Below are 23,726 nucleotides of genomic sequence, written 5' to 3' on the forward strand. Positions count from 1 at the left end.
GCGCCGGCGCGGCGCGGGACGGGGGCGGCGGTGCGCCTTACTTCGTCATCGTGATGGGCGAGAAGTCCTGGAACCAGTTTTGCGCCTGCACAAAGCCCTTCACCTTGGTCGACATGGCGCGCGGGTTTACGTCATGCGTGACCATCAGGAACAGCGCGTCATCCACGTACTTCTCGTGGATCTTTTGCAGAATGGCGGTCTGCTCCTTCGGCTCGAAGGTGTTGCGCACCTGATCGAACAGCTTGTCCATCTCGGGATCGCAATAGGAGCCCCAGTTGGTGCCGGCCGGCGGGGCAAGGTTGCACTGGAGATGGCGCACGAAACCCGTGAACGGGTCCTGGATGAAGTAGGTGTAGTTCATGCCCGTTGCGCCGCGCGAGCTCTCATGCTTGGCGCCGGCGCGCCAGATGTTGATCAGCGTGTTCCATTCCACGACCTCGAAGTCGATCTGGATGCCGACCTCGGCGAGGTTCTGCTGTACGAACTCGTTCATGGGCAGCGGCTGCATCTGGCCGGAGCCTGAGGCCGAGATCAGGATCTTGGTCTTCAGCGGCTTGCCGGGCCCGTAGCCGGCCTCGGCCATCAGTTTCTTGGCCTCGGCCACGTCGTGCTTGAGCTTGAACTTGGGCGAGCCGAACCACTGGTGACCCGGCGGGAAGAAGCCCTCGGCCGGGATCATCATACCGCTGAGCAACTCCTTGAGCCCCTCGCGATCCACCGCCAGGTTGGCGGCCTTGCGGACCTTGATGTCATTCCACGGCGATCCCTCGACCCGCGACAGGTGCCAGGTCCAGTTATGCGGATAGGCGTTGGTGACGATACTGAACCCGGCCTGCTTCAGCGACGCGACGGCGTCGGGCGCCGGCGCCTCGATCCAGTCGACCTGGCCGGAACGCAACGCCGCCACGCGGGCGTTGGCCTCGGGCAGCGGGATCAGCACCATCTTGTCGAGCTTGGGAACGCGCGGCTTGTCCCAGTAGTCGGGATTGGGGACGAGTTCGACCCGCTCCCGCGGCACGAAATTCACGATCTTCCACGGCCCGGTGCCGGACGGCGCCTTGGCGACCGCATCCCAGCTCTTGCCCTGCTTCTCCCAATTCGCGGGCGAGGACATCATGATCCAGGCGAGCTGGTAGGGCAGGGTGGCGTCGGGCGTCTTGGTGACGATCTCGAGCGTCAGCGGATCGATCGCCTTGTAGCTGGCCACGGCCGGAATGCGCGAGCGTCCCTGCGCGGACTGGCGCGGGTCGAATTGCGGGCTCTCCTTCACGAGCAGCTTGTCGAGGTTCCAGACCACGGCGTCGGCCGTGAAGGCGCTGCCGTCGTGGAATTTCACGCCGTCGCGCAGCTTGAACGTCCATTTGGTCTTGTCGGTCGCGTCAACCGCCCACGAGGCCGCCAGGCCGGGAACGAGGTCCGACGGCTTGGTGGCGCTGCTCATGTCCCAGTTCACCAGGGCGTCATAGGCCGTGTAGCCCAGGAAGCGCTGTCCTTCACCGCCATTGTCGGTCTGGCCGGTGGTGAGCGGAATGTCGGAAGCCGTCATGCCGATGCGCAGCGTGCCTTGCGCGAGCGCCGAGCCCGTCATCGTCAGGCTGAGCGTCAGGGCCGCGGCGTAGCCGGCCAAATTCATGGTCTTCATGGGTCGCACGTCTCCAGCGATTGCGGAAAGGCAATCAGCAAGGAGCGGGCCAGATCGTCCGACGCCTTCGCGGGGTCCACAGACGCACGGAGGCAGAATAGCTGCCTTGTTTATAGGCAGCATGCGTCTTGCCGCCGATCAAAATCGAGGCGCAACGGACCCAGCCATGCGTGATCATCTCTTGTGCAGCATCACGCCAGGTGTTCACCTGCCGCCCATTCCCGCGAGTCCCGCGGGATCTGGAACCTGCCGATGCCCGCCGCCCAGAGCACACCGATCCCGGCCGACCGCTACGTTCCGGACAGCCGCTATGCCTACACGCGTCTGGCGCTGTCGCTGCTGATCGCCACTATCCTGGGCGCCGGCATGTGGGCCGTAATCGTAGTGCTGCCCAGTGTGCAGGCCGAGTTTGGCGTCGACCGGGCAGGCGCGTCGCTGCCCTACACGGTAATGATGTTCGGCGTCGCCTTCGGCACCATCGTACTCGGGCGTATGATGGACCGCACCGGCATCGCGGTTCTGCTCGGCGTCGCCGGCGTGGGCCTCGGAGGCGGCTTCGTGATTGCGGGCTTGGCGCCCAACCTCGTCGTATTCTCCACCATCCATGCGCTGCTGATCGGCGTCTTCGCCGGCGCGGGCTTCGCGCCCATGATCGCGGACATCTCGCACTGGTTCGTGAAAAGGCGTGGCCTTGCGGTCGTGATCGTGGCGTCCGGCAACTACATCGCCGGGACGATCTGGCCACTGGTGATCAAGTTCGGCATCCCGGCGATCGGCTGGCGCTACACCTATGTGGGCATCGGGCTGTTCATCGCCGTCACGGTGACGCCGCTTGCGCTTTTCATGCGCCAGCGCCCGTCCGCCCGCATGATGGCGGACGCCGAGGCCGCCACCAAGGCGGCGCGCGCCGATGTTGGCATGTCGTCGCGCTTTCTCGTGCTGCTGCTGATCGCGGCCGGCTTCTCATGCTGCGTCGCGATGTCGATGCCGCAGGTCCACATCGTCGCCTATTGCGGGGACCTTGGCTATGGCGTCGCCCGCGGCGCCGAGATGCTGTCGCTCATGCTGGCGCTCGGCATCTTCTCGCGCATCGGCTCCGGGATCGTGGCGGACCGCATCGGCGGCGCGGCGACGCTGCTGATCGGCTCTTTCATGCAAGGCCTGGCGCTGGTGCTCTACACGCTGTTTGACGGCCTGACCTCGCTCTACATCGTGTCGGGCATCTTCGGTCTCTTCCAGGGCGGCATCGTGCCGATGTACGCGGTGATCTGCCGCGAGCTGCTGCCGCCGCGGGAGGCGGGCGCGAAGATCGGCCTCGTCGTCTCGGCCACCATCCTCGGCATGGCTTTTGGCGGCTACGTGTCTGGCGTCATCTACGACTACACGGGCAGCTACCGCATCGCCTTCCTGAACGGCGTCGCCTGGAACCTCCTGAACCTGACGGCCGCCGGCTGGCTGCTGCTGCGCCGGCGCAAGACGCCGGACGTGGGCGGGCTCACGGCGACCGCCTAACTGTAGCGGGGCGGCGACTTGAAGCGTTCAGCTCTTCGGCGATCCCGTGGGGCGCAGGTGCAGCCGCATCAGGATGTCCTGGTTGTGGTTGCCGAAGCCGCGGCCGAAAATGTTGACGCCGCCCGGATGCGACGCGCTCGGCTCTATGCCGACGCGCAGCCGGATCGAGTGGTGGTCGGAGAGCGACAGGTCCGCCAGCGAAACGTCCGAGAGCTTCTCGTCATTCATGAACGAGCCTGACGGCGTGATGCGCCAGCGTGTCAGCACGCCATATTGCGAGCCCTCCAGCTTCCACCAGCGCGGCGTGAGCGCGCCCCGCCGGTCGCCATAGTCGCCCGGGCAGGTCCAGGTGCCGGCCTTCACGCCGTTCACCCACAGGCTGATGTCGGACGGCCAGTTGGTATTGGTGCCGGGAACCTCGGACGACAGCTCCATCTGAAACTCGATCTCGGCGAGGTCAGCTTTCAGCACCTTGGCGTTGTTCGGGAACTTGTATTCCACGAAGCCCCGCCCGAACCAGATCAGCGCCGCCTGCACGCGGCAGGGGTCGAGAAAGAGGTCCGGCACGTCCAGCACGCCCATGATGCTCTGGGTCGAGCACATGCCGCAGGGCGCCGAAACGTCGTAGCTGGTGTAGAGGCCCAGCGGCATCTCCACCTCGATGACGTTCTTGTCGCGGCTGGGGTCGTCCGCGTCGAGCCGCACCACGATCTCGTCGAACCGCGCCGAGCAGATCTTCTGCTGCCCCTTAGCGGCCTTGACGACGTCGGTGAGGATCAGCTCGGCCTCTTCCAGGATCTGGATGTTGGTCGCGATGGTGGACTGCGGCAGGCCAAGCTTTTCGGCGATCTGATTGACGTTCAGTGCGCCGCTGCGGCGCAGCAGCCGCAGGATGCGCACCCGCACCGGCGACGCCAGCCCGCGGATCACGTCGAACTGGCGCTCCGGGTTCACAACGAGGAAGCTTCGCCCGGCAGCCTCGCGGGCGTCGTCGCCGCCCTTCGATTTAGCGACGGGCTTGGTCGAGCCCGTCGCGGTTTTTGGGTCTTTGCGGTCCAGCATGTCGCAATCCTGAGCCGGACCGGCCGGCGGCCGGCGGCGGCGGTTAGTTGGATGTCAGGTGAATGACGTTCCAGGAGGCCGGTTTCAGCGTGGCGCGGATGCGCCCGCCATCCACCACGACGCCCGAGAGAGCGGTCGGTGCAACGCGATCGGGCGCGTTCTTGTCATTGATGGCGCTCAGGTCGTCGTGCCGGAGCTCCAGGGCCTCGCCAACTGCGAGCCGGCCGAAACCGCGCACGTCGATGCTGACCTCCATGTCCTGCGCGATGTCGCGGTTAAGCAGGAAAAGGGATAGCCCGCCATTCTCGTCGGCCACGGCCGAGAGCTTCAGGTAGGCCACGTTGGTGACCGGGTACGACACTTCCTGCGACCCGCGCGGATCATAGTATTCAGAGTCGTAGCTATCGCTCTCTACCTGGGCGCGCAGCACCTTGCCGCGCCCGAACTTCGACATTTGCGCGAAGGGGTGGAAGATGGTCTGGCGCCAGGCCGGGCCGCCGGTTTCCGTCATGATCGGCGCGATCACGTTCACGAGCTGCGCAAGGCAGGCCGATTTCACGCGGTCGGCGTGGTTGAGGAGCGAGATGCAGGCGCCGCCGAAGGCAAGCGCATCCTCCATCGTGTAGATCTCCTCCAGGATCGGCGGCGCGATCGGCCAGCCTTCCTTGACCCTATCCTGGCGCTTCCGGCGGGTCCGGTACCAGACGTTCCACTCGTCGAAGCTCAGTATCATGCGCTTGGTGGAGCGCCGGCGCGCCGCGACGCCGTCCGCGATCGCCACGACCTCGTCGATGAAGTTGTCCATCAGGTCCGGCGAGGCCAGGAAGGACGCTGTGTCCTCCTTGTAGTTGTTCAGATAGGTGTGCAGCGAAATGAACTCGGCGTGGTCGAAGGTGTGCTCCAGCACCTCGTCTTCCCAGCGCCCGTAAGTGGGCATGTTGCGCGCCGAGGAGCCGCAGGCCGCGAGCTCGATGGTCGGGTCAATCCAGCGCATCATCTTGGCCGCTTCCTTGGCGACCATGCCGTATTGCGTGGCGGTCTTGTATTCCATCTGCCAGGGGCCATCCATTTCGTTGCCCAGACACCAGAATTTCACCGCGTGCGGCTGCTCCCAGCCGTGCTGCTTGCGCAGGTCGGACCAGTAGGTGCCGCCCGGATGATTGCAGTACTCGACGAGATTGCGGGCCGCGTCGCCGCCGCGCGTGCCGAGGTTCACGGCCATCATGGGCTCGACCTCGGCGGCCTTGCACCAGTCCATGAACTCGTTGGTTCCGAAGGTGTTCGGCTCCGTCGTAAACCACGCGAGATCGAGCCGCGTCGGGCGCTGGTCCACGGGCCCGACGCCGTCCTCCCAATTATAGCCGGAGACGAAATTACCCCCGGGGTAACGCATGATGGTCGGTCCGAGCTCGCGTACGAGATCCAGCACGTCGCGGCGAAAGCCTTTCTCGTCGGCAGTCGCGTGGCCGGGCTCGTAGATGCCGCCATACACGCAGCGCCCGAGATGCTCGACGAAGGCGCCGAACAGGCGCGGATCGGTCTGTCCGATCGCGAAATCGCGGTCCATGAGGACGGTGGCTTTTCTCATCGTGGTCTCCCTCGGAGAGCGGCGTTTCAGGAAGCGAGCGCCCGCGGCGAGTCGGGCGTCAGCACCGCCTCGCGCAGCTGGCGTGAATAGGGGTGCTGCGGGGCGGCCAGCACGGCGCGGGCGTCGCCCGCCTCCACGACTTCGCCCTTCTGCATGATGATGATGCGGTCGCTGATCGAGTACGCGGTGGCGAGATCATGCGTGATGTAGATGATCGATATGCCGAGCTCGTCGCGCAAAGCCTTAAACAGGTTGACGATGGCCATGCGCAACGAGGCGTCCACCATCGAGACCGGCTCGTCGGCCACGATCAGCTTGGGGTTGGAGAGAAGCGCCCGCGCGATGGCGACGCGCTGCAGCTGGCCGCCCGAAAGCTCGTGCGGGAAGCGGCCCTTGGCCTCCGCCAGCGACAGCCCGACCTTGCGCAGCGCCTCGTCGGCGAGCCGCTCTGCCTCCGCTTGGTCCCGCGCCGCCCCGAAGCGGCGGGCGGTGAGAAACAGGTAGCGGTCGAGCTGCTTCAACGGGTTGAAGGCCTCGAACGGGTTCTGGAAGATCGGCTGCACGGCGTGCATGAACCGCATCCGGTCGGCATGGCCGTTGAGCGCGCCGACATCGAGCCCGTCGAACTGGAGGCTACCGCCTGTCGGGCGCTCGATCCCGAGGATCATGCGGGCCGTGGTGGACTTGCCGCTGCCGGACTCGCCGATGATCGTGAAGATCTCGGCCTTGTCGGCCGCAATCGTGAAGGACAGGTCCTTCACGGCCTCGATCCGGCGCCGGCTGAAAAAGCCGCCGCGCGCAAAGGTCTTGGACACGTGGTCCAGCCGCAGCAGGGGCTCGCTCATGCGGCGGCTCCCGGGTTCACGGCGTGGCAGGCGACGCGGTGGCCGGGCAGGCTCTCCACCATGGGCGGGACCTGCCGGGCGCAGACCTCCATGGCGAGCGGGCAGCGCGGATGAAAGCGGCAGCCGGTGGGCGGGTCGGCGAGGTTGGGCGGGCTGCCCTCCAGGCTTTTGCGCGGCGTGTCATCGCCGATGCGCGGCAGGCTGCCGATGAGGTACACCGTGTAGGGATGCAGCGGCCGGGAGAAGATTTCCGGCGTGGGCGCCTCTTCCACGAGCCGCCCGCCATACATGATGCCGAGCCGGTCGGTGAGATGCGCGTGCACGCCCATGTCGTGCGTGACGAACAGCACCGAGGAGCCCATCTCCTGCTGGATGGAGCGGATCATGCCCAGCACATCCTTCTGGACAATCACGTCCAGCGCCGTGGTGGGTTCGTCCGCGATAATGAAGTCCGGCTTGCAGATTGTCGCCAGCGCGATGGTGACGCGCTGGCGCATGCCGCCCGAGAGCTCGTGCGGATAGGCACGAAGCACGGCCGGATCGAGCCGCACGCGCGCCAGATGCGCGACGACGCGCTCCTCGAACTGCTTGCGTGAGCCGCCAAGGTGCCGCCAGGCGAAGTCCTGGAACGTGCTGATCACCCGGCGCATCGGGTTCAGCACGTTCATGGAGCCTTGCATCACGTAGGAGAGATGGCGCCAGCGCACCCGCTCCACCTCGGCCGCCGGCGCGGCATGGAGGCCCGGATAGCCCGGCATGAAGCTGAATTGGACGCTGCCGCCCACCACCTGCAAGGGCGGCTTGATCGCGCCCGCGATGGTCTTGATCAGCGTGGTCTTGCCCGAGCTGGATTCGCCCGCCAGTCCGTAGATCTCGTTGCGGCGTACGTCGAAGGTGACGCCGTCTACGGCGCGGACCTCGCGGCTCACGCCGAAATGTTGCGTGCGGAAATGCGCCTGGATGTCGTTTACCCGCAGCACGGGATCGGAGGCCAGCGCGGCGCCGGCGACGGGCGTCGTGGGCGTATGCAGGGCGACAGGACCGCTCATCGCGCGCCTCCGCCCATGCGGCTCAGCCGGCTGCGCGGGTCGATATATTCGTTCATCGACACGGCCAGCAAAAACAGCCCGACGAAGGCCATGATCACCACGGCGATCGGGAACGCAATCCACCACCAGACGCCCGCCACGATGGCGGTGTGCTGGTTCGCCCAATAAATCATGCCGCCGATGGTGGGCGTGTTGATGTCCGTGAAGCCCAGAACCGAGAGCGTCACCTCCAGGCCGATGGACCAGTTCATGTTGTTCATCGTGGTCGAGAACACGATCGGCATGACGTAGGGCAGGTGCTCCCGCGTCAGGATCTCGCGGGTGGTCATGCCCGAAAACACGGCCGTCTGGCTGAACTCCCGCGTCTTCAGGCTCATCGCGACGGCGCGGATCAGGCGCGCGTCATAGGCCCAGCCAAGCGTCGCCATGATCATGGCCAGCATCAGCCACGTCATGCTGTCGCGCATCACGAAATAGAACAGCACCAGGATCGGAAAGAGCGGGATCACGATGAAGGTGTCGTTCACGCCCATCAGCGCGCGGTCTATCCAGCCGCCCTTGTAGCCGCTGAGCAAGCCGATCACGAGGGACAGCACCCGGCTGATCGCCGCCACCGTGATGCCGAACAGCAGCGTGTTGCGAATGGCCACGCAGACCTGCCAGAACACGTCCTGCCCGCGCGAGGTGGTGCCGAACCAATAGGCGCTCGAAGGCGGCACGTCTGGCGGCACCACATAGACGTCGCCGGGCGGATAAGGCGAGAACCCCGACAAGATCGCCAGTCCGACCACGATTCCCACCAGGATGATCCCGATCCGGAATTCGAGATTGTATTTCAGAAGGTCGCGGAGGATCGCCAGCATCAGGCCACCTGCACGCGCGGATCGAAGAGGGGGTAGAGCAGGTCGATGGCGAGCACGCCGGCCGAGACGCCCAGGATCGAGATCGTGGTGACGCCCAGCACCAGTCCGTAGTCGCCGGCATACACGGCGTCCACCAGCAGCGTGCCGACGCCCGGGTAGCCAAATACTTTCTCGGTGATGATCGCGCCGTTGAAGATGCCGCCGAGCGACATCGCGAGGCCGGTCACCTGCGGCCCCAGCGCGTTTCGCATCACATAGGAGCCGAGGATGCGCCGGCGGTTGACGCCGCCGAGCTCGGCGAACTGCACGTAGTCCTCGGTGACGATGTTGGACACCAAGGAACGCATGCCGAGGAACCAGCTGCCGACCCCGATCAGGATCAGCGACAGCGCGGGCAGGATGGAGTGCTTCAGCACGCTGCCGATGAAGGCCAGCGTCCAGCCCTGCGGCAGGTTCATGGCCGAGCCGCCCGTGATCGGCAGCACCGGCCAAAGAAAGCCGAACACGATCAGCAGCATGAGGGCGACGATGTAATACGGGATGGGGTGGAGGCCCATCGCGACCACGCCCATCAGCTTGAACGAGCGGCTGCGCTGGTAGTAGCCGGCCAGCCCGCCCAGCAGGTTGCCGAGCGCCCAGGTGACCAGCGTCGACACCACCAGAAGCCCAACGGTCCAGGGCAGGGCGCGGCCGATCAGGGCCGAGACGGGCGTCGGGAAGGCCGACATGGACGGGCCGAAGTCAGCCCGCAGAATGCGCGACCAGAAGGTGAAGTACTGCTCCCGCCAGGAACCGCCGACGCCATAGAGCTCTTTGAGCGACTGGCGCATCTGCTCGATGGCCTCCGGCGCCGTGTTGCCGAAGGAGGTCACCGCCGAGATCGACTGCTCGACCGGATCGATGGGCGTGGCGTGCGTCACCACATAGGCGATGTTCACGCCGATGAAGACGACCAGCACGAACTGCCCGAGCCGCTTGGCCAGGTATGCGAGGTAACCGCTCATGAGCCTTCCGGGATGCGGGGGGCGTTCGGGCGGCGAGGGGATCGCCGCCCGTTCGGGCATTGCAGAGGCGCGTGCGCCTTATTTGCCGGTGGGCTTGAGCTTCACGAACATGTAGCGCGAGTTGCCCCAGTTCGTGACCGGGTTGGCGTAGGGGTTCTCGGCCGTCGGGTAGCCGGTCCAGTAGGTCTGGTCCATCGCCGTGAACACGTTGTAGGCCATCAGCGGAATGATCGGCATCTCGCGCGCTGCGAGCTTCACGTAGTCCTTGCCGAGCTCGATCGCCTTCGGGTCGTCGAAGTCGATCGTGCGCGTCTGCTCGATGATCTTGTCGAGTTCCGGGCTCGACCAGCGCTGCCAGTTGCGCAGCGGCTGCGGCTTGCCGGCCTCGGCGACAAATTGCGAGTGCCAGCTGTCCATGAAGTAGGACAGGTCCTGGTGGCCGCCCCAGGTTTCCACGCTCCATCCGATGAAGGTGTCGAAGTCGCCGGCGCCGCGGCGCGTCAGCAGCGTGCCCTGCGCGACGTCGATCTTGGCGTCGATGCCGGCCTGCTTCCATTGCTGCGCGATCATGCTGCCGGCGCGGGTCATCACCGGGCGCAGGTCGCCTTCCACCATGACGCGGATCGTGAACGGCTTGCCGTCCGGCGTCTGCCACTGCCCGCCGACCTTCTTGTACCCGGCCTTCTCGAGCAGCTCCTGGGCGGCCTGCGGGTTGGTCTTCCACCAGCCCTGGCCGAACGCCTTGGCGATGTCCTTGGGGTCCTGCGGGATTTGCTCGCCCAGCGACGGCCGCAGCATGTCGGCGATCTGCTTGCCGACGGTCGGATCATACGGCTTGAATTTCTGCTTTCCGGTGTCGACCTCGAAATCTTTCAGCCAGGACTCCATGGGCTGGTGATATGCCTCCGGGTGCTTGCCAGTAGGCGGCACCGCGATGGCCGAGATCGTCGCTGCGCCCCGGTAGGCCGCCATCGCGACGGCCTTGATGTCGATCAGCAGCGCCAGCGCCCAGCGGACATCCTTGTTTTTGAAATTCTCGTTCTGCGTGTTGAAGACCAGAGCGGGCAGCGTCGGATCCGGGTGGCCGAAGGGGAAGCCCTTGAACCAGGCTGTTGTAGTCTTGCTCTGCTTGGCCAGCGTGAACATGCCCTCGGGGGCAATGTCGTGGATCACATCGAGTTCGTGGTTCAGCTGCGCGATCACGCGCTTGTCGGGCGGGCCCGGGTCCACGTATGCGAGGTATTTCGGCCCCGGCTTGCCGAAGCGGCCGAGCGAGGTGCGCTGCCAGTCGTCGCGGAGCTGCCAGATGTACCACTTGCCGTCCGGGTCGAAGCTGTTGAGCGTGTAGGCGCCCAGCGACACCGGCTTGTTGAAGTCAAACTTCAGCGGGTCGGCCACCTTGTCGAAGACGTGCTTCGGCATGATCCAGATGGCGCCCCACCGCACCGTGAAGTTGGTGTGAAAGCGCGAGTTCGGCTTCTTCAGCTTGAAAACAACCGTGCTCTCGTCCGGCATATCCATGCTTGCGACGTTGTTGGCCAGCACGGCGCTGAAGCGCATGTTGGGGTTCTTGATCTGGGTTTCGACCGTGCCGACCACGTCGGCGGCCGAGAACTCCACGCCGTCGCTCCAGAAAATGCCCTTGCGCAGCTTCACGGTCATCTCAGTGAAGTCGGCGTTGTATTTCGGCTTCTCGGACGCGAGCGAGTTGTCCCACACGCCATCAATCCCGCTTTCCGGATCGATATACCAGAGCGTATCCAGCGCAGCCTGCTGCAGCCCGTTGGACTGGCTGCCAGCATTGATGGACCAGATATTGAACCAGCCGGCGTTCTTGATCGTGCCTTCAGGATTTTCGAGGATGAGCGTCTCGTTACGCGGGATATTTTGCGGAATGCCCTGAGCATTCGCAGGCGCGGCGAGCGCGAAAAGACTTGGCGAAAGGACGCAGGCTGCCACCAGCCAGGCACGAGTAGTGCGGCTCATCATTTCCTCCCGAGGCGCGGCGCTTTCTTGAGCGCTCGCTTATTTGGGCAGCATAGTTCGGGCTTGGATGGGCAACAACGGCAAATCGGATTTAGACCCGAACAACCGATACGAACGGTTGTGCGTGCCCACTGACGCGCTCGGACGCAGGTCGCATTCGCTCGGCGCGCTCACTTCGAGCGCTCGTCAGCCATGATGTCAGAAAGGGCAGATCGGACGATTCCGCAGGGCGGATGGTGCCCAGGGCTGGAATCGAACCAGCGACACTGCGATTTTCAGTCGCATGCTCTACCAACTGAGCTACCTGGGCGTCCGGCGGGCGCCAGAGCGCCGCGAACGGGGCGGTTTATAGGGGTGGGATCGTCGGCTGTCCAGCCTGAATCGGGCGTCGTTCGAACGTGGCGGCGCAAACCGCGGCAGGCTAGGTTTCGTCCCGAGTAGCGCCGGCGCTCGCGGCGCAAACCTGCCGAGATCGGCGATAAGCCGGGGAGGGCGAGCCCATGACGGATCACATTGTTCTGGAGGCCGGCGCGAATCGGCTCGAGATCGCGACGCTCGGCGCCGAGATGCGCAGCTGGCGGCTGGGCGGGCGCGAGATCCTCTGGCAAGGGGATCCCAAGTGGTGGCCGGAGCGCAGCCCCATCCTGTTCCCCGTGGTGGGGTGGACGCGGGGAGGCGAATCGCGGGTCGGCGGCCGGACCTATCCGCTCGGCCTGCATGGCTTCGCGCGGCGTTCGGTGTTCAGCGCCGAGCAGACGGGCGACCGCACTGTCCGGATGCGGTTGGAGCAAAGCGCCGAGACGCTGGCCCAATATCCTTTCGGGTTTGCGCTCACGGCCGACTACGCCATCGACGAAACCTCGATCGATCTGACGCTCACCGTCCGGAACACGGGCGACGAGCCCATGCCGTACGCTGTCGGCGTCCATCCGGGCTTTCTGGCCAGCAAGGCGAGCGCGCGCCTCGTCTTCGACGCCGCCGAGGAGGCGCGCGTGCCCGTGATCGCGCCGGGCGGCCTAATCTCAGACCGGCGCCGCACAGCGCCCCTCCAGGACGGTCGCGTCCTGCCGCTGGATGACAGCCTCTTCCCCGACGATGCGCTCTGCTTCATGGACGTCCGCAGCCGCTGGCTCGACCTGTCGACCGGGGAGGGCGCCACATTGCGCATCGGCTGGCGCGACTACCCGAACGTGGTTGTGTGGAGCAAGCCCGGAGCGCCGTTCGTATGTGTCGAGACCTGGACGGGGTCGGGCGATCCCGAGGGCTTCACGGGGGATCTCTTCGAAAAACCGGGCATGATCGTGCTGCAACCGGGCGAAACGCGCGCCCATGGCTACGTGGCCACGGTTCTTTGACGAGAATGCAACCTAAGAGCGCATTTGCACTTCGCGCTTGAGTTGTAGCTGCACTAGCATGCGCCTCTCTGATGGGGAGGCTGGTGGATGCAGACGCTCGCGCGCGTTCCGTTCTTCAAGGACGCCGGCATCGACTTCGACAAGTTTGACCGGCGCTGCGCCTGGCGCAGGTATGACGATGACGAGATCGTGGTCGACTTCGAAGACGCGTCGACGGACGTGTACTTCATCCTTTCGGGCGACGTGCGCATCCTGATCCGCACTCAGTCCGGCAAGGAGATCATCTTGGCGGAGATGAAAGGCGGCCAGTTTTTTGGCGAGTTGGCCGCCATCGACGACGTTCGCCGCTCGGCCAATGTCACGGCCCTGACGCGCGCCGAGATGTGCATCATGCCGGCTTCCGTGTTCAAGGAGATCGTGTTCGCGTCCCCGGTGGTCGGAGATCGCCTGCTCCGGCTCCTCACCGCCCGCATTCGCGAGCTCAACGCACGCATCACCGAGCATTCGGTGTTCGACCTGAAGCACCGGCTCTATGCCGAGCTGATCCGCATGTCTGCGCCGCGCGCCGGCGGCGGTGGCGAGCGGGTGGTGAGCCCGCCGCCCTTCCACCATGTATTGGCGGCGCGCATTGGGTGCCGGCGCGAGCAGGTGACCCGCGAACTTTCGGCCCTGTCCGGGCAGGGCGTTATCGCGAAGACCCGCGGCGCGCTGGTGATTCGCCAGCCCAAGGTCCTGGAGGACCGGATCACCGAGGCCCTGCAGAGCGACCACTGATCAGGGCAAGTGCAACGGGAGATCCGCATCCACCACTGCGTTGGCCGGCAAGGGCTGTGGCGCAAGCGCGCCGGATTTGCGGAACAGGGCGCTGGCGTTCGGCGTGACGGAGGGCTCGTCAAAGCTGCCGCTCACCGCAAAGGGCAGCACGACCGCTTCGCGCCCCTGGTCCGCAGCCTGCACCTGTCCGGTAAGCTGCAACGTCCGTTCCGCCAGCCCGACCTGGCCGGTGAGCAGCACCTTGGTGGCCGGCGAAGCCAGTGAGCCGTCCGCGATGTCCAGCACGCCTTTGCCGATCCGCCCGCCGAAGCTGGCGACGTCGAACGGCGTTTTGCCGCCGCGCATATCGAGTGCGGCGATCAGGGGCCGCCGCTCGATCCGGCGCAGCACCTCGGGAAGGTTGACGCCCAGCAGCTCGCCCTGGCGGATCGTCACAGAGGCCTTCCCATCGAGCGAGCGGACCAGGGCCGCCAAGCTGGCGCCGGACCCATCCACCGCAAACGAGCCCCCGGCCGCGCCGGTCAGACGCTCGCTGCCCGCAAAGGCTAGCGCCGCGAGGGCTGCGTCCACCCGCTCGAACGAGCCCAGCGCCTTGACGTCGACTCCGTCGCCCTCGCCATACACCAGCGTCGCCCGACCTTTGACCCGGCCGCCCATGAAGTCGCCGCTGCTCAGCGTCACGTCGGCCCGTCCGGCCCGCGACAGCAGCGACAGGGCGGCGTTGTCGAAGATTGTCTTGCCGATGGTGAGCCGCCCGGCCGAAAGGCGCAGGTCGGCGTCGCCCGCCGGAAGTGCCGCGAGGTCGAATGGCTCGCCGCTCCACGACCCGTCGGCGCGGCGCGCCGGGAAGAGGGGCCGCAGCGCCGCCGTCAGGTCGAGCCGTTCGGCGGCGAGCGTTCCGCTCAAGCCGACATGGCCGGCCGTCAGTGTGGCCGACAATGCCCCGTCCAGCGCGCCGGCGGGCGTCTGTATGCGCGCGTCCGTGAGCGCGACCGCAGCGCCCGCGAGCCGCAAAGTCGCCGTCACTGACGCGCTGTCGCCGAGCGGAAGCGGCCAGTCAACTCCCAGCCACCGCATCAGGGCTGGGGCATTGGAGAGCGCGGCCGTAAGGCTGCCGTTAGCCTGGGGAGCGCGGGGCCCCGCCGCGAAGGAGCCGGAGAAGTCCAGCGATCCATGGGCGGTGCGCAGCGAGGCCGCAAGTGGGCCGTATTCGCCCGACACAAGCGCGTTCAGCCGGGGGGCGGCGATCTGCAGTTCCAGCGCCTCACCACCCAGCCGCACTGTTCCGGCGGCGTCGATGCCCGTTGCGCGCCGGCGCAGCACCATGTTGACGGCTTGGATCGGCATCGTCGCGCCGGTCGCTTCGCCGTCCATCACGATCACTCTGTCGAGATCAGCGATGCCGCCGCGTGCTTCGCGCCCCGGTCCTGCCGCACTCAATCCCGGCGCCAGGGCCACGGCGTTCGCCGCGGCGAGTCTCGGCCGCACGAGCGTGAGATCCGCGACGTCGAAAGCGCCTAGAAAAAGCGAGGCGAGCCGCACGGACGCGCTCGCGCGCTCGACGGACAGAAGCGGCTCGCCGCCCGAAGTTTCGATGCGCAGGGCGGCGACCTGGAGGCGCGGCTCGGGCAAAAGCGTGAAGGTCGCGCCGTCGGCCGCCGCGACGCGCAGCGGCTCAGGGCCGCCCAGAGCGGCCAGGCGGCTCAGGGCGTCGAGCGCCCCTTGCGGCGCGGGCCAGGGCGTTAATCCGGCGCCGATCGCCAGCAGCACCGACAGGAGCGCGATCGCGAACCTGCGCGTCATGCCGCGCCGCCGCGCGTGAGGAGCTGACCAGCTGTCATCCTGATCCCGCCAAGGCCGTTCGACCTGTTCGACTAAGCAAGACGATATACCACTCTTTAACCAAGCGCAGGATGGCGAAGCCGAAGCATGGAGTTTGTCCAAAGGCTTTGCGGAGCCGTTGTGCCGACTTTCCCCGACCCGCAGGATTGGCTATCCCAGACGCTCCGCTGAGCCGACAAGAAGGCCGAACGATGACCGTTGCAGAACGCCCGCTCTGGACCCCCTCGCGGGAACGTGTCGAATCAACCTCGATGGTGCGGTTCAGGGACGCGTTCAATGCCCGCGAAGGTTTGCAGGCGCGGACTTACCGCGAGCTTCATGCGGCGTCGGTGGAGCGTCGCGAGGCGTTCTGGTCGCTGCTCTGGGATTTCGCAGGTGTGGTCGGCCACAAGGGCGATAGCGTGTTGGTCGACGACCGGATGCCGGGCGCCCGCTTCTTTCCGGAGGCGCGGCTGAACTTTGCCGAGAACCTGCTGCCGCTCGACGGTGACGGCGACGCGATCGTGTTCCGCGGCGAAGACAAGGTCGAGAAGCGCCTCAGCTGGCGCGAGCTGCGCGCCGAGGTGTCGCGCGCCCAGCAATGGATGGCGTCGCGCGGCGTCGGTGTGGGCGACCGCGTCGCCGCCATGATGCCCAACCTTCCCGAGACCGTGATCCTGATGCTGGCCGCGACGTCTCTTGGCGCCACGTGGTCGTCGTGTTCGCCGGATTTCGGCGTGAGGGGCGTCCTCGACCGCTTCGGTCAGATCGCGCCGAAGCTGTTCATCGCCTGCGATGGCTATTGGTATGCCGGCAAGCGGTTGCCGATCCTCGACAAGCTCGCCGAGATCGCTGCGCAGCTCACGAGCGCCGAAACCGTGCTGGTGGTCGACTACCTGGGCGACGCCGCCGAGACCGCCGCCGCACTGCCGAACGGCGTCGCTCTGGCGGACGCCCTGGCGCCCTTCGCGCCGCAGCCGCTACGGTTCGAGCGGCTCGCCTTCGATCACCCGCTCTACATCCTGTATTCGTCCGGCACCACCGGTGTTCCCAAATGCATCGTTCACTGCGCCGGCGGCGTGCTGCTGCAGCATCTCAAGGAGCATCAGCTGCACAGCGACGTGCATGAGGGCGACCGCGTCTTCTATTTCACCACCTGTGGCTGGATGATGTGGAACTGGCTCGTCTCGGCGCTCGCCAGCAAGGCGGCCTTGATGCTGTTCGACGGTTCGCCGTTTCACCCCCAAGCGCCGGTGCTTTTCGATTTCGCCCAGGCGGAGCGCTTCACGCTCTTCGGCACGTCGGCGAAATACATCGACGCCTGCAAGAAGGCAGGCCTGCGCCCGCGCGATACGCATGACCTGTCGAGCGTCCGGCTGCTCGCCTCGACGGGGTCGCCCTTGGCTCCCGAGAGCTTCGACTACGTCTATGAGGCCGTGAAGCCGGATGTGCACCTCGCCTCCGTGTCGGGCGGGACAGACATTGCCTCGTGCTTCGTTCTCGGCGATCCCACCAGCCCGGTCTACAAGGGCGAGATCCAGGCGCCGGGCCTCGGCATGGCGGTCGACGTGTGGGACGAGGCAGGCCAGCCCATCGCCTTCGGCAAGGGCGAGCTCGTCTGCGCCAAAGCCTTCCCCTGCATGCCGATCGCGTTCTGGAACGATCCCGACGGCGCCAAGTACCACGCCGCCTATTTCGACCGGTTCCCCGGCGTCTGGCGTCACGGCGACTATGCCGAGTGGACGCCGCATGGAGGCATGATTATCCACGGCCGCTCCGACGCCACCCTGAACCCGGGCGGCGTACGCATCGGCACCGCCGAAATCTACGCGCAGGTCGAGCAGATCCCCGAGGTCGTGGAAGCCCTCGCCATCGGGCAGGACTGGGACAACGACGTGCGCGTTGTGCTGTTCGTGCGCCTGCGCGAAGGGGCGGCGCTTACGGACGTGTTGCAGCAACTCATCCGGGCCAAGATACGAACCGGCGCGAGCCCGCGTCACGTGCCGGCCCGCATCGTGGCCGTGGCCGACATTCCACGCACCAAGAGCGGCAAGATTACCGAACTTGCGGTGCGCGACGTGGTCCATGGCCGCCCGATCAACAACAAGGAAGCGCTGGCGAACCCGGAGGCGCTGGATCTCTTTGCGAACCTGCCCGAACTGCAGAGCTGAGAGGCCGCTCGAGAAAAGCCGGCGCCGGAATGCCGGCTTTGCGCAACATCAAGGACGTCGGTGCTGAGGAGGCCGAAAGCTGGATCGCGATCGATCCAACCAGGAGTCCCCCATGTGCGACGTTCTCGGCGCCAAAACCGCTCTCAAGCGCATCGTCCTCCACCTCGCGCGGTCAAAGGAATACCCCGAGGGCTCCAGCCGCCATGGCTACGACCTCGTCGCGCCGCTGGACGCGGCGGGTCGCCTCGACGCCCAGGCCTGGCGCGATGCCCGTGCGCGCTGCCGCGTTCGGCGTTTCTGGGACGGCGAGCCGACCGAGACCGGTCACCTCGTGCACCGGCCTGGAGGAAAGGGCGGAGCCAACTGGGCGTTCGATTACGATCCCGCCCGAAGCGCCGACGACGAGGCCGGCTACCGCTTCGGCGACCACAGCTTCAACCCGGGAGACTACGTCTCCATTCGCGACGAGGACGGCGCCTTGCATACCTTCAAGGTCGCGACCGTCACGGACGCCTGAACGCAAAAGGCGGCCACGCGGCCGCCTTCCGTCCGTCACGCGAGATGACCCTGGTCAGCGCCGTAGTTGCGGTTGACCCTGCCATACGCTCGCCGGTTCGTCGCCCGGCGCGCCGCTGATCGCCGTTTCACCGAAGATGATTGCGCTGACGCCCAGCGTCACGCCGAGCAGGAAGGCTGCGAAGCCTTTCCAGACATTCTGCATGCCGCTCCGGCCGGAGCCAGCCAGATCAGGCGGGCCGAACGACGGCTCGCTGCCCGAGGAACTCCACTTCACCCTACGCATAACGCGCGACGCCACTCAGATTGAACTTATGGTTATTCCTGCCACAAACCGGCAGCCATTCAACCGCATGTTCAAGAGAGCGTTAACGCCGATTGCACGTATTGCGACGGCGTTAACCTTTAGCGATGAGCGGCGGGTTAGTCGGCCCGCTGGTAGGCGGCTCCCGTTGGGGCCGCGCCGGCCGGGACCGCATCGCCGAGGGGCGCCTCCTCGCGCGCCGCAAGCTTTTTGCCGCCCGACAGGAGAGTCTCGATCTTGTCGAGGTAGAAATACACCACCGGGGTGATGAACAGCGTCAGCAGCTGCGAAACGCACAATCCGCCCACCACCGCAATGCCGAGCGGCTGGCGCAGCTCCGATCCGGCTCCCGACCCGAGCGCGATCGGCAGGGTGCCGAGCAGCGCCGCGAAGGTCGTCATGATGATCGGCCGGAAGCGCAACAGCGCGGCCTCGCGGATCGCCGTGAGCGCGTCCGCGCCCTCGCGCCGCCGCTCGATCGCGAAGTCCACCATCATGATGGCGTTCTTCTTGACGATGCCGATCAGCATCAGGATGCCGATGATCGCGATCACCGACAGGTCCATGCCATAATATTGCAGCGCCAGCAGCGCGCCGAGCCCGGCCGAGGGCAGGCCGGACAGGATGGTGATAGGGTGAATGAAGCTCTCATAGAGCACGCCCAGCACCATGTAGATCACCAGCACGGCCGCGAGGATCAGGACGCCCTGGCCCTTCAGCGCGTCCTGGAACAGCTGCGCCGATCCCGTGAACCCCGTCGTGATCGAGGCCGGCAGCGCCGCCTCGCGCTCCGCCCGCTTGATCGCCTCCACGGCGTCGCCAAGCGAAACGCCCGGCGCCGTGTTGAAGGAGATCGTCACGGCCGGCTGCTGCGATTGCCGGCTCACCGAGAGTGGACCGACGTTGCGCGTCACCGTCGCGATGGCCTCGAGCGGCACATTCTGGCCCGCATTGTTACGCACGAAGATGCGCGACAGCGCCGACGGATCGGTCTGGAAGATCCGGTCCGCCTCCATGATGACCTGGTAGTCGTTGGCGGGCGTGAAGATAGTCGAGATCTGCCGCGAGCCGAACGCGCTGTAGAGCGTCTGCCGCAACTGGTCAGAGGTCACGCCGAACTGCGCCGCCTTTTCGCGGTCGAGCTCCACCATGGCCTGCGGGTTGGAGAGCTGCAGGTCGATGTTCACGTCCCGCAGCATGTCGATCTTGGCGAGGCGCGCCCGCATGTCGGGCGCTGACTTGTAGAGCGCGGCGAGGTCGGCGCTTTGCAGGGTGTACTGATACTGGGCGCGCGACTGGCGCCCGGAGTTCAGGTTGATGTTCTGCACCGGCTGCATCACGAGGCTGATGCCCGGCACGTTGGCGACCTTGCGGCGCAGCCGCGCGATCACCTCGTTCACGGGCTCACGCTCCTCGCGCGGCTTCAGGGCGATGAACATGAAACCCTGGCTGATCGACTGGAAGCCTGAATTCGACGTCAGGTAGTCGACGGCCGGGTCGGCCCGGACGATCTCGTTCAGCAGTTGCTGGCGCGCCGCCATGGCCTCGAAGGATGTATCGGGCGGACCCTCGGTCGCGCCGCGGATCAGGCCGGTGTCCTCGGTCGGGAAGAAGCCCTTCGGGACGTCCATGTAGAGCTTCACGCTGACGAACACGGACGCGATCGTCAGCAGCAGCACGATGAGCCGCGCTTTGAGGCAAACGTCCAGCGCCCATCGATATGCGGCCAGGATGCCGTCCAGAACCGCGTCCACGGCGCGCGAGAACAGGTTCGGCCGCGCATGTGCGTCATGCGCCTTCAGGATGCGCGCACACAGCATCGGGGTCAGCGTCAGCGACACGAAGCCCGACACCAGGATGGCGACCGATATCACGGCCGCGAACTCGCGGAACACGCGCCCCACCACGCCGCCCATGAAGAACACCGGAATGAACACGGCGACCAGAGAGAGCGTGATGGAGACGATCGTGAAGCCGATCTCGCGTGAGCCCAGCAGCGCCGCCTCGAAGGGCTTCATGCCCTCCTCGATGTGGCGAACGATGTTCTCCAGCATCACGATGGCGTCGTCGACCACGAAGCCGACCGACAGCGTCAGCGCCAACAGCGAGATGTTGTCGATGGAATAGCCCATCACATACATCGCCGCGAAGGTGCCGACGAGCGACACCGGCAAAGCGAGCGTGGGGATCAGTGTGGCGGTGAGCGACTTCAGGAACAGGAAGATCACCATCACGACCAGCGCGACGGAGAGCATGAGCGTGAACTTCACGTCGTGCACCGCCTCACGGATCGGCACGGAGCGGTCGTTCAGCACGTTGAGGCCGATGGAGGCCGGCAGCTGCTCGCGATAGCTCGGGATGCGCTCGCGAATCTTGTCGACCACGTCAACCGTGTTGGCGTCGGATTGGCGGAAGATCGCGACAATTAGTGACCGCTGGTCGTTGTACCAGCTGGCGGACTCGTCGTTTTCTACCGAATCCTTGGTGGTCGCGACGTCCTCCAGACGCACCGGCGCGCCGTTGCGCGACGCCACGATCAGGTCATTGTAGTCGGCGGCCTTGCGCAGCTGCCCGGTCGCCTCGATGGTGACGCGCTGGCGCTCGCCGCGTAGCGTGCCGGTCGGCTGGTTTGAGTTGGCCGACGAAATGGCGGTGCGCAGGTCCGTGAAGGAGAGCCCGCGCGCCGAGAGCGCCTCGGGATCCACCATGATGCGCACGGCGTATTTCTGCGCGCCGAAGATCAGCGCCTGCGCGACGCCCGGGATCTGCGAGATCTGCTGCTGCAGCACCGTCTCGGCGTAGTCGTTGACCACCGAGAGCGGCTGCGTGGCCGAGGTCACGACCAGGAACAGGATCGGCTGGTCGGCCGGGTTCACCTTGCGGAAGCTCGGCGGGTTTGGCAGGTCGGGCGGCAGGCGGCGCGCCGCCGCCCCGATCGAGGACTGCACGTCCAGCGCCGCGCCGTCGATGTTCCGGTCGAGGTCGAATTGCATCACGATATTGGTCGACCCCTGCGAGGAGAGCGACGTCATCGAGGTGATGCCGGAGATGTTGGAGAATTGCCGCTCCAGCGGCGCGGCCACGGAGGCCGCCATGGTCTCGGGGCTCGCGCCGGGCAGGTTGGCCTGGACGCTGATGGTCGGGAAGTCGACCCGGGGCAGGGCGGCGACCGGGAGTTGCCGATAGGCGAACAGACCAAAGATGATGAAGGACAGAGTGATGAGCGTCGTCATCACCGGCCGGCGGATGCAGAGCACCGGGAGCGACATCGTCAGGCTCCCTTGCCGGCGTCTGCAGGCTTCGTTTCGGCCGCGCCCGCCGTGGGGGCGGAAGGCGCAGCGACGGGCTTGCGCTCACGCGGCTCCACACGCACGCCGTCGGTCAGCAGGAGCTGTCCGTCCGTCACGATCGTCTCGTCGCCGTTGAGGCCGGTTTCGATCACCGCGTACGTATCCACCAGGCGAGCGACCTTCACGGGCCGCACCTTGGCGACATTGTCCACCACTACGAACACGAAGGTGCCGTTCTGGCTCGTCTGCACGGCCTCGCGCGGAACCGCGACTGCGTCAGCGTCTGTCCGAAGCGTCACCCGGACGTTGCACAATGCGCCCGGCCACAGGGTCTCGTCGGCGTTCTCGAACACGGCCCGCATCGTGATGGTGCCCGTGGATGCATCCACGGCGTTGTCGAACACCGCGATTTTGCCCTCGACGCCCTTGCGCGCGCCTTGGGGCGTCGCCAAGACGGCGCCTGCGCCATTCACCATCGCGTCGCGCAACTCCGGCAGGAGCCGCTGCGGCATTGAGAAGGACACGTAGATCGGGCTGATCTGATTGATGGTCGCGAGCGCGACCGAGTTGTCGCCCGTCTTGGCGATGTTGCCGGCCTTCAGCCCCGCCATGCCAATGCGCCCGTCGATCGGCGCCCGCAGCGTATAATAAGAGAGCTGAACCTTCAGCGTCTCGATCGCGGCCTCGTCGGCCTGGATTTGCGCCGAGATCGTCTGCACGGCGGTGCGGCTGTCGTCGAGCTTCTGCCGAGAGGCGTATTCGTTGGCGGCCAGCGCCTCGTTGCGGCGCACGTCGCGCTGCGCCTGCTCGAGCTGCGCCCGGGAGCGCGTCAGCGTCGCCTCGCTCTGCTTGATCTGCGACTCAATCTGCCGGCTGTCGAGCTGGAACAGGAGGTCGCCCTTGCGCACCTTGCCGCCATCGTCGAACGGAGCGGCCGCAATCTGGCTTTCGACCCGACTGCGAACAGTCACGCTCGCCATTGGCTGCACGGTCCCGATCGTGTCGAACCTCAGCGGCATGGAGCGCCGTTCCGCCTTGCCGAGCACGACCGGAACCGAGCGGGGCGCCGCGCCCGCCGCTCCAAGGGTTTTCGCGTCGGATTTACCTGCCGGGGCAGGGGGGGCGGACTGCGCGAAAGCCGGATGGCAGGCCACGGAGGCAGCCGCAAGAAGCGCCAAGGCGCGCAGGGTCGAACGCGACGTCATCTAGAACTCTCCTGCCGCACGGCTGGCGCGAAGGCGCAGGTCTGCCATGCGCGGCGTGGCGGGAACCCTCACTATAAACGCAAGCCTCGCATTTGAAAGAGATTCACGCGGTAAATCGCGCGGTGGTGAACGCGAGATTGTGCTGCATACACAAGCACATGGCCCAACGGCAGGGCAGGGCGACGCTTCCGCGGGCCGCTTGGGAAGCCGCCGCAGCCTGGGGAAGCGCAACTTAGGGAGTTGATGACGTGCACATCGCCGGAAAGCCATCCGGATTTCGTTACGCTGCAAGGCCTCGGGCTGTGGATAAGCGCACGCGGAAATGGTGCGCTGCAGCAGGAAGCGAAAAAACCTCGAAAAGCTCGCTTGACCTTCCGGCGGCGTGTTGGCATAAGGCGGTCATCGGCGGCGGAGACACACCAGCTGCTCTCGCCGACGGCCTTCGGCGCTTCTGCGGTTTGGGTTTCGGCCTGGCTCTGGAGTGTTCGCCTGGAAGGCCTGGTCGCGGGCCAAGCGCCCTGCGGCTTTTCAAGAACCCACGGTGTGGCGTTCCTCTGGACCGGGTTGTGGCGGGGAGACCTGCTCCATCCGGGGGAGACCTTCGTCTGCGTTTCGGCGCAGTGGTTGGTTTTCGTGCTCTTTGACAATCAGGATGGAAGAAAGAGAAACGCGGACGGCCGTGTCCTTGCGGATCCCGAAGAGGCTCAGCGATGAGTTTTTGGTAGGGGTCGAAATGGAT

Annotated in this window: 18 protein-coding genes and 1 tRNA gene; 5 read left to right on the forward strand and 14 right to left on the reverse strand. The window is 66.1% G+C overall.

The genetic code is table 11. From position 1 onward, the window contains the following. Positions 1–37: 37 nt before the first annotated feature. On the reverse strand, positions 38–1,633 hold the full coding sequence (locus tag IEV99_RS10350) for an ABC transporter substrate-binding protein (RefSeq protein ID WP_244643793.1): 1,596 nt from the start codon (positions 1,631–1,633) through the stop codon (positions 38–40). Positions 1,634–1,894: 261 nt separating this feature from the next. Between IEV99_RS10350 and IEV99_RS10355 the strand changes: the two genes are divergently transcribed. After that, positions 1,895–3,154, forward strand: a complete 1,260-nt coding sequence (locus tag IEV99_RS10355) for an MFS transporter (RefSeq protein ID WP_188517555.1) — start codon at positions 1,895–1,897, stop codon at positions 3,152–3,154. Between the two features lie 27 nt (positions 3,155–3,181). Here IEV99_RS10355 and IEV99_RS10360 read toward each other — a convergent pair whose 3' ends face one another. From IEV99_RS10360 to IEV99_RS10395, 8 genes are all read right to left on the reverse strand, one after another. Further along, positions 3,182–4,216 carry an ArsR/SmtB family transcription factor gene (locus tag IEV99_RS10360; protein WP_188517556.1) on the reverse strand — a complete coding sequence of 345 codons (1,035 nt, stop codon included), beginning with the start codon at positions 4,214–4,216 and terminating at the stop codon, positions 3,182–3,184. A gap of 43 nt (positions 4,217–4,259) precedes the next feature. Further along, positions 4,260–5,804 carry an arabinosylfuranosidase ArfA gene (gene arfA, locus IEV99_RS10365; protein WP_188517557.1) on the reverse strand — a complete coding sequence of 515 codons (1,545 nt, stop codon included), beginning with the start codon at positions 5,802–5,804 and terminating at the stop codon, positions 4,260–4,262. A 26-nt stretch (positions 5,805–5,830) separates the two neighbouring features. Further along, positions 5,831–6,649, reverse strand: a complete 819-nt coding sequence (locus IEV99_RS10370; RefSeq protein ID WP_188517558.1) for an ABC transporter ATP-binding protein — start codon at positions 6,647–6,649, stop codon at positions 5,831–5,833. Then, positions 6,646–7,698: an ABC transporter ATP-binding protein gene (locus tag IEV99_RS10375; protein ID WP_188517559.1), complete on the reverse strand. Its 1,053-nt coding sequence runs from the start codon at positions 7,696–7,698 to the stop codon at positions 6,646–6,648. The genes IEV99_RS10370 and IEV99_RS10375 overlap by 4 nt, the downstream gene beginning before the upstream one ends. Beyond that, positions 7,695–8,561, reverse strand: coding sequence for an ABC transporter permease (locus IEV99_RS10380; RefSeq protein ID WP_188517560.1), 867 nt, complete (start codon positions 8,559–8,561; stop codon positions 7,695–7,697). The genes IEV99_RS10375 and IEV99_RS10380 overlap by 4 nt, the downstream gene beginning before the upstream one ends. Beyond that, positions 8,561–9,565, reverse strand: coding sequence for an ABC transporter permease (locus tag IEV99_RS10385; protein ID WP_188517561.1), 1,005 nt, complete (start codon positions 9,563–9,565; stop codon positions 8,561–8,563). The genes IEV99_RS10380 and IEV99_RS10385 overlap by 1 nt, the downstream gene beginning before the upstream one ends. A 78-nt stretch (positions 9,566–9,643) precedes the next feature. Continuing rightward, positions 9,644–11,551, reverse strand: a complete 1,908-nt coding sequence (locus IEV99_RS10390) for an ABC transporter substrate-binding protein (RefSeq protein WP_188517562.1) — start codon at positions 11,549–11,551, stop codon at positions 9,644–9,646. 234 nt (positions 11,552–11,785) lie between these two features. Continuing rightward, positions 11,786–11,861: transfer RNA gene (locus IEV99_RS10395), tRNA-Phe, on the reverse strand. Positions 11,862–12,051: 190 nt separating this feature from the next. On the opposite strand from IEV99_RS10395, the gene IEV99_RS10400 reads away from it, so the two are divergent. Next, positions 12,052–12,906, forward strand: a complete 855-nt coding sequence (locus IEV99_RS10400) for an aldose 1-epimerase family protein (RefSeq protein ID WP_188517563.1) — start codon at positions 12,052–12,054, stop codon at positions 12,904–12,906. A gap of 87 nt (positions 12,907–12,993) precedes the next feature. Further along, complete coding sequence (locus IEV99_RS10405) at positions 12,994–13,680, forward strand: Crp/Fnr family transcriptional regulator (RefSeq protein ID WP_188517564.1); 687 nt, start codon at positions 12,994–12,996, stop codon at positions 13,678–13,680. Here the strand turns inward: IEV99_RS10405 and IEV99_RS10410 are convergent, their stop codons facing one another. Further along, the gene (locus IEV99_RS10410; RefSeq protein ID WP_188517565.1) at positions 13,681–15,483 is read right to left on the reverse strand and encodes an AsmA family protein; all 1,803 of its coding nucleotides are present in this window, start codon (positions 15,481–15,483) and stop codon (positions 13,681–13,683) included. Positions 15,484–15,713: 230 nt separating this feature from the next. On the opposite strand from IEV99_RS10410, the gene IEV99_RS10415 reads away from it, so the two are divergent. Together IEV99_RS10415 and IEV99_RS10420 are read left to right on the forward strand one after the other, a co-directional pair. Then, positions 15,714–17,672 carry an acetoacetate--CoA ligase gene (locus IEV99_RS10415; RefSeq protein WP_188517566.1) on the forward strand — a complete coding sequence of 653 codons (1,959 nt, stop codon included), beginning with the start codon at positions 15,714–15,716 and terminating at the stop codon, positions 17,670–17,672. Between the two features lie 112 nt (positions 17,673–17,784). Continuing rightward, positions 17,785–18,189, forward strand: a complete 405-nt coding sequence (locus tag IEV99_RS10420; protein ID WP_188517567.1) for a hypothetical protein — start codon at positions 17,785–17,787, stop codon at positions 18,187–18,189. A gap of 54 nt (positions 18,190–18,243) precedes the next feature. On the opposite strand, the gene IEV99_RS10425 is transcribed toward IEV99_RS10420, so the two are convergent. The 4 genes from IEV99_RS10425 to IEV99_RS23665 form a co-directional block, all read right to left on the reverse strand. After that, positions 18,244–18,393, reverse strand: a complete 150-nt coding sequence (locus IEV99_RS10425; protein ID WP_188517568.1) for a hypothetical protein — start codon at positions 18,391–18,393, stop codon at positions 18,244–18,246. A 218-nt stretch (positions 18,394–18,611) separates the two neighbouring features. Beyond that, positions 18,612–21,761: an efflux RND transporter permease subunit gene (locus tag IEV99_RS10430; protein ID WP_188517569.1), complete on the reverse strand. Its 3,150-nt coding sequence runs from the start codon at positions 21,759–21,761 to the stop codon at positions 18,612–18,614. A 2-nt stretch (positions 21,762–21,763) separates the two neighbouring features. Further along, positions 21,764–22,987 carry an efflux RND transporter periplasmic adaptor subunit gene (locus IEV99_RS10435; RefSeq protein WP_188517570.1) on the reverse strand — a complete coding sequence of 408 codons (1,224 nt, stop codon included), beginning with the start codon at positions 22,985–22,987 and terminating at the stop codon, positions 21,764–21,766. A 528-nt stretch (positions 22,988–23,515) separates the two neighbouring features. Then, on the reverse strand, positions 23,516–23,726 hold a 211-nt coding region (locus IEV99_RS23665; RefSeq protein ID WP_210318639.1), incomplete at its 5' end, for a hypothetical protein.

It is taken from the genome of Alsobacter metallidurans (genome assembly GCF_014636935.1).
GTDB classification, from domain to species: domain Bacteria; phylum Pseudomonadota; class Alphaproteobacteria; order Rhizobiales; family Beijerinckiaceae; genus Alsobacter; species Alsobacter metallidurans.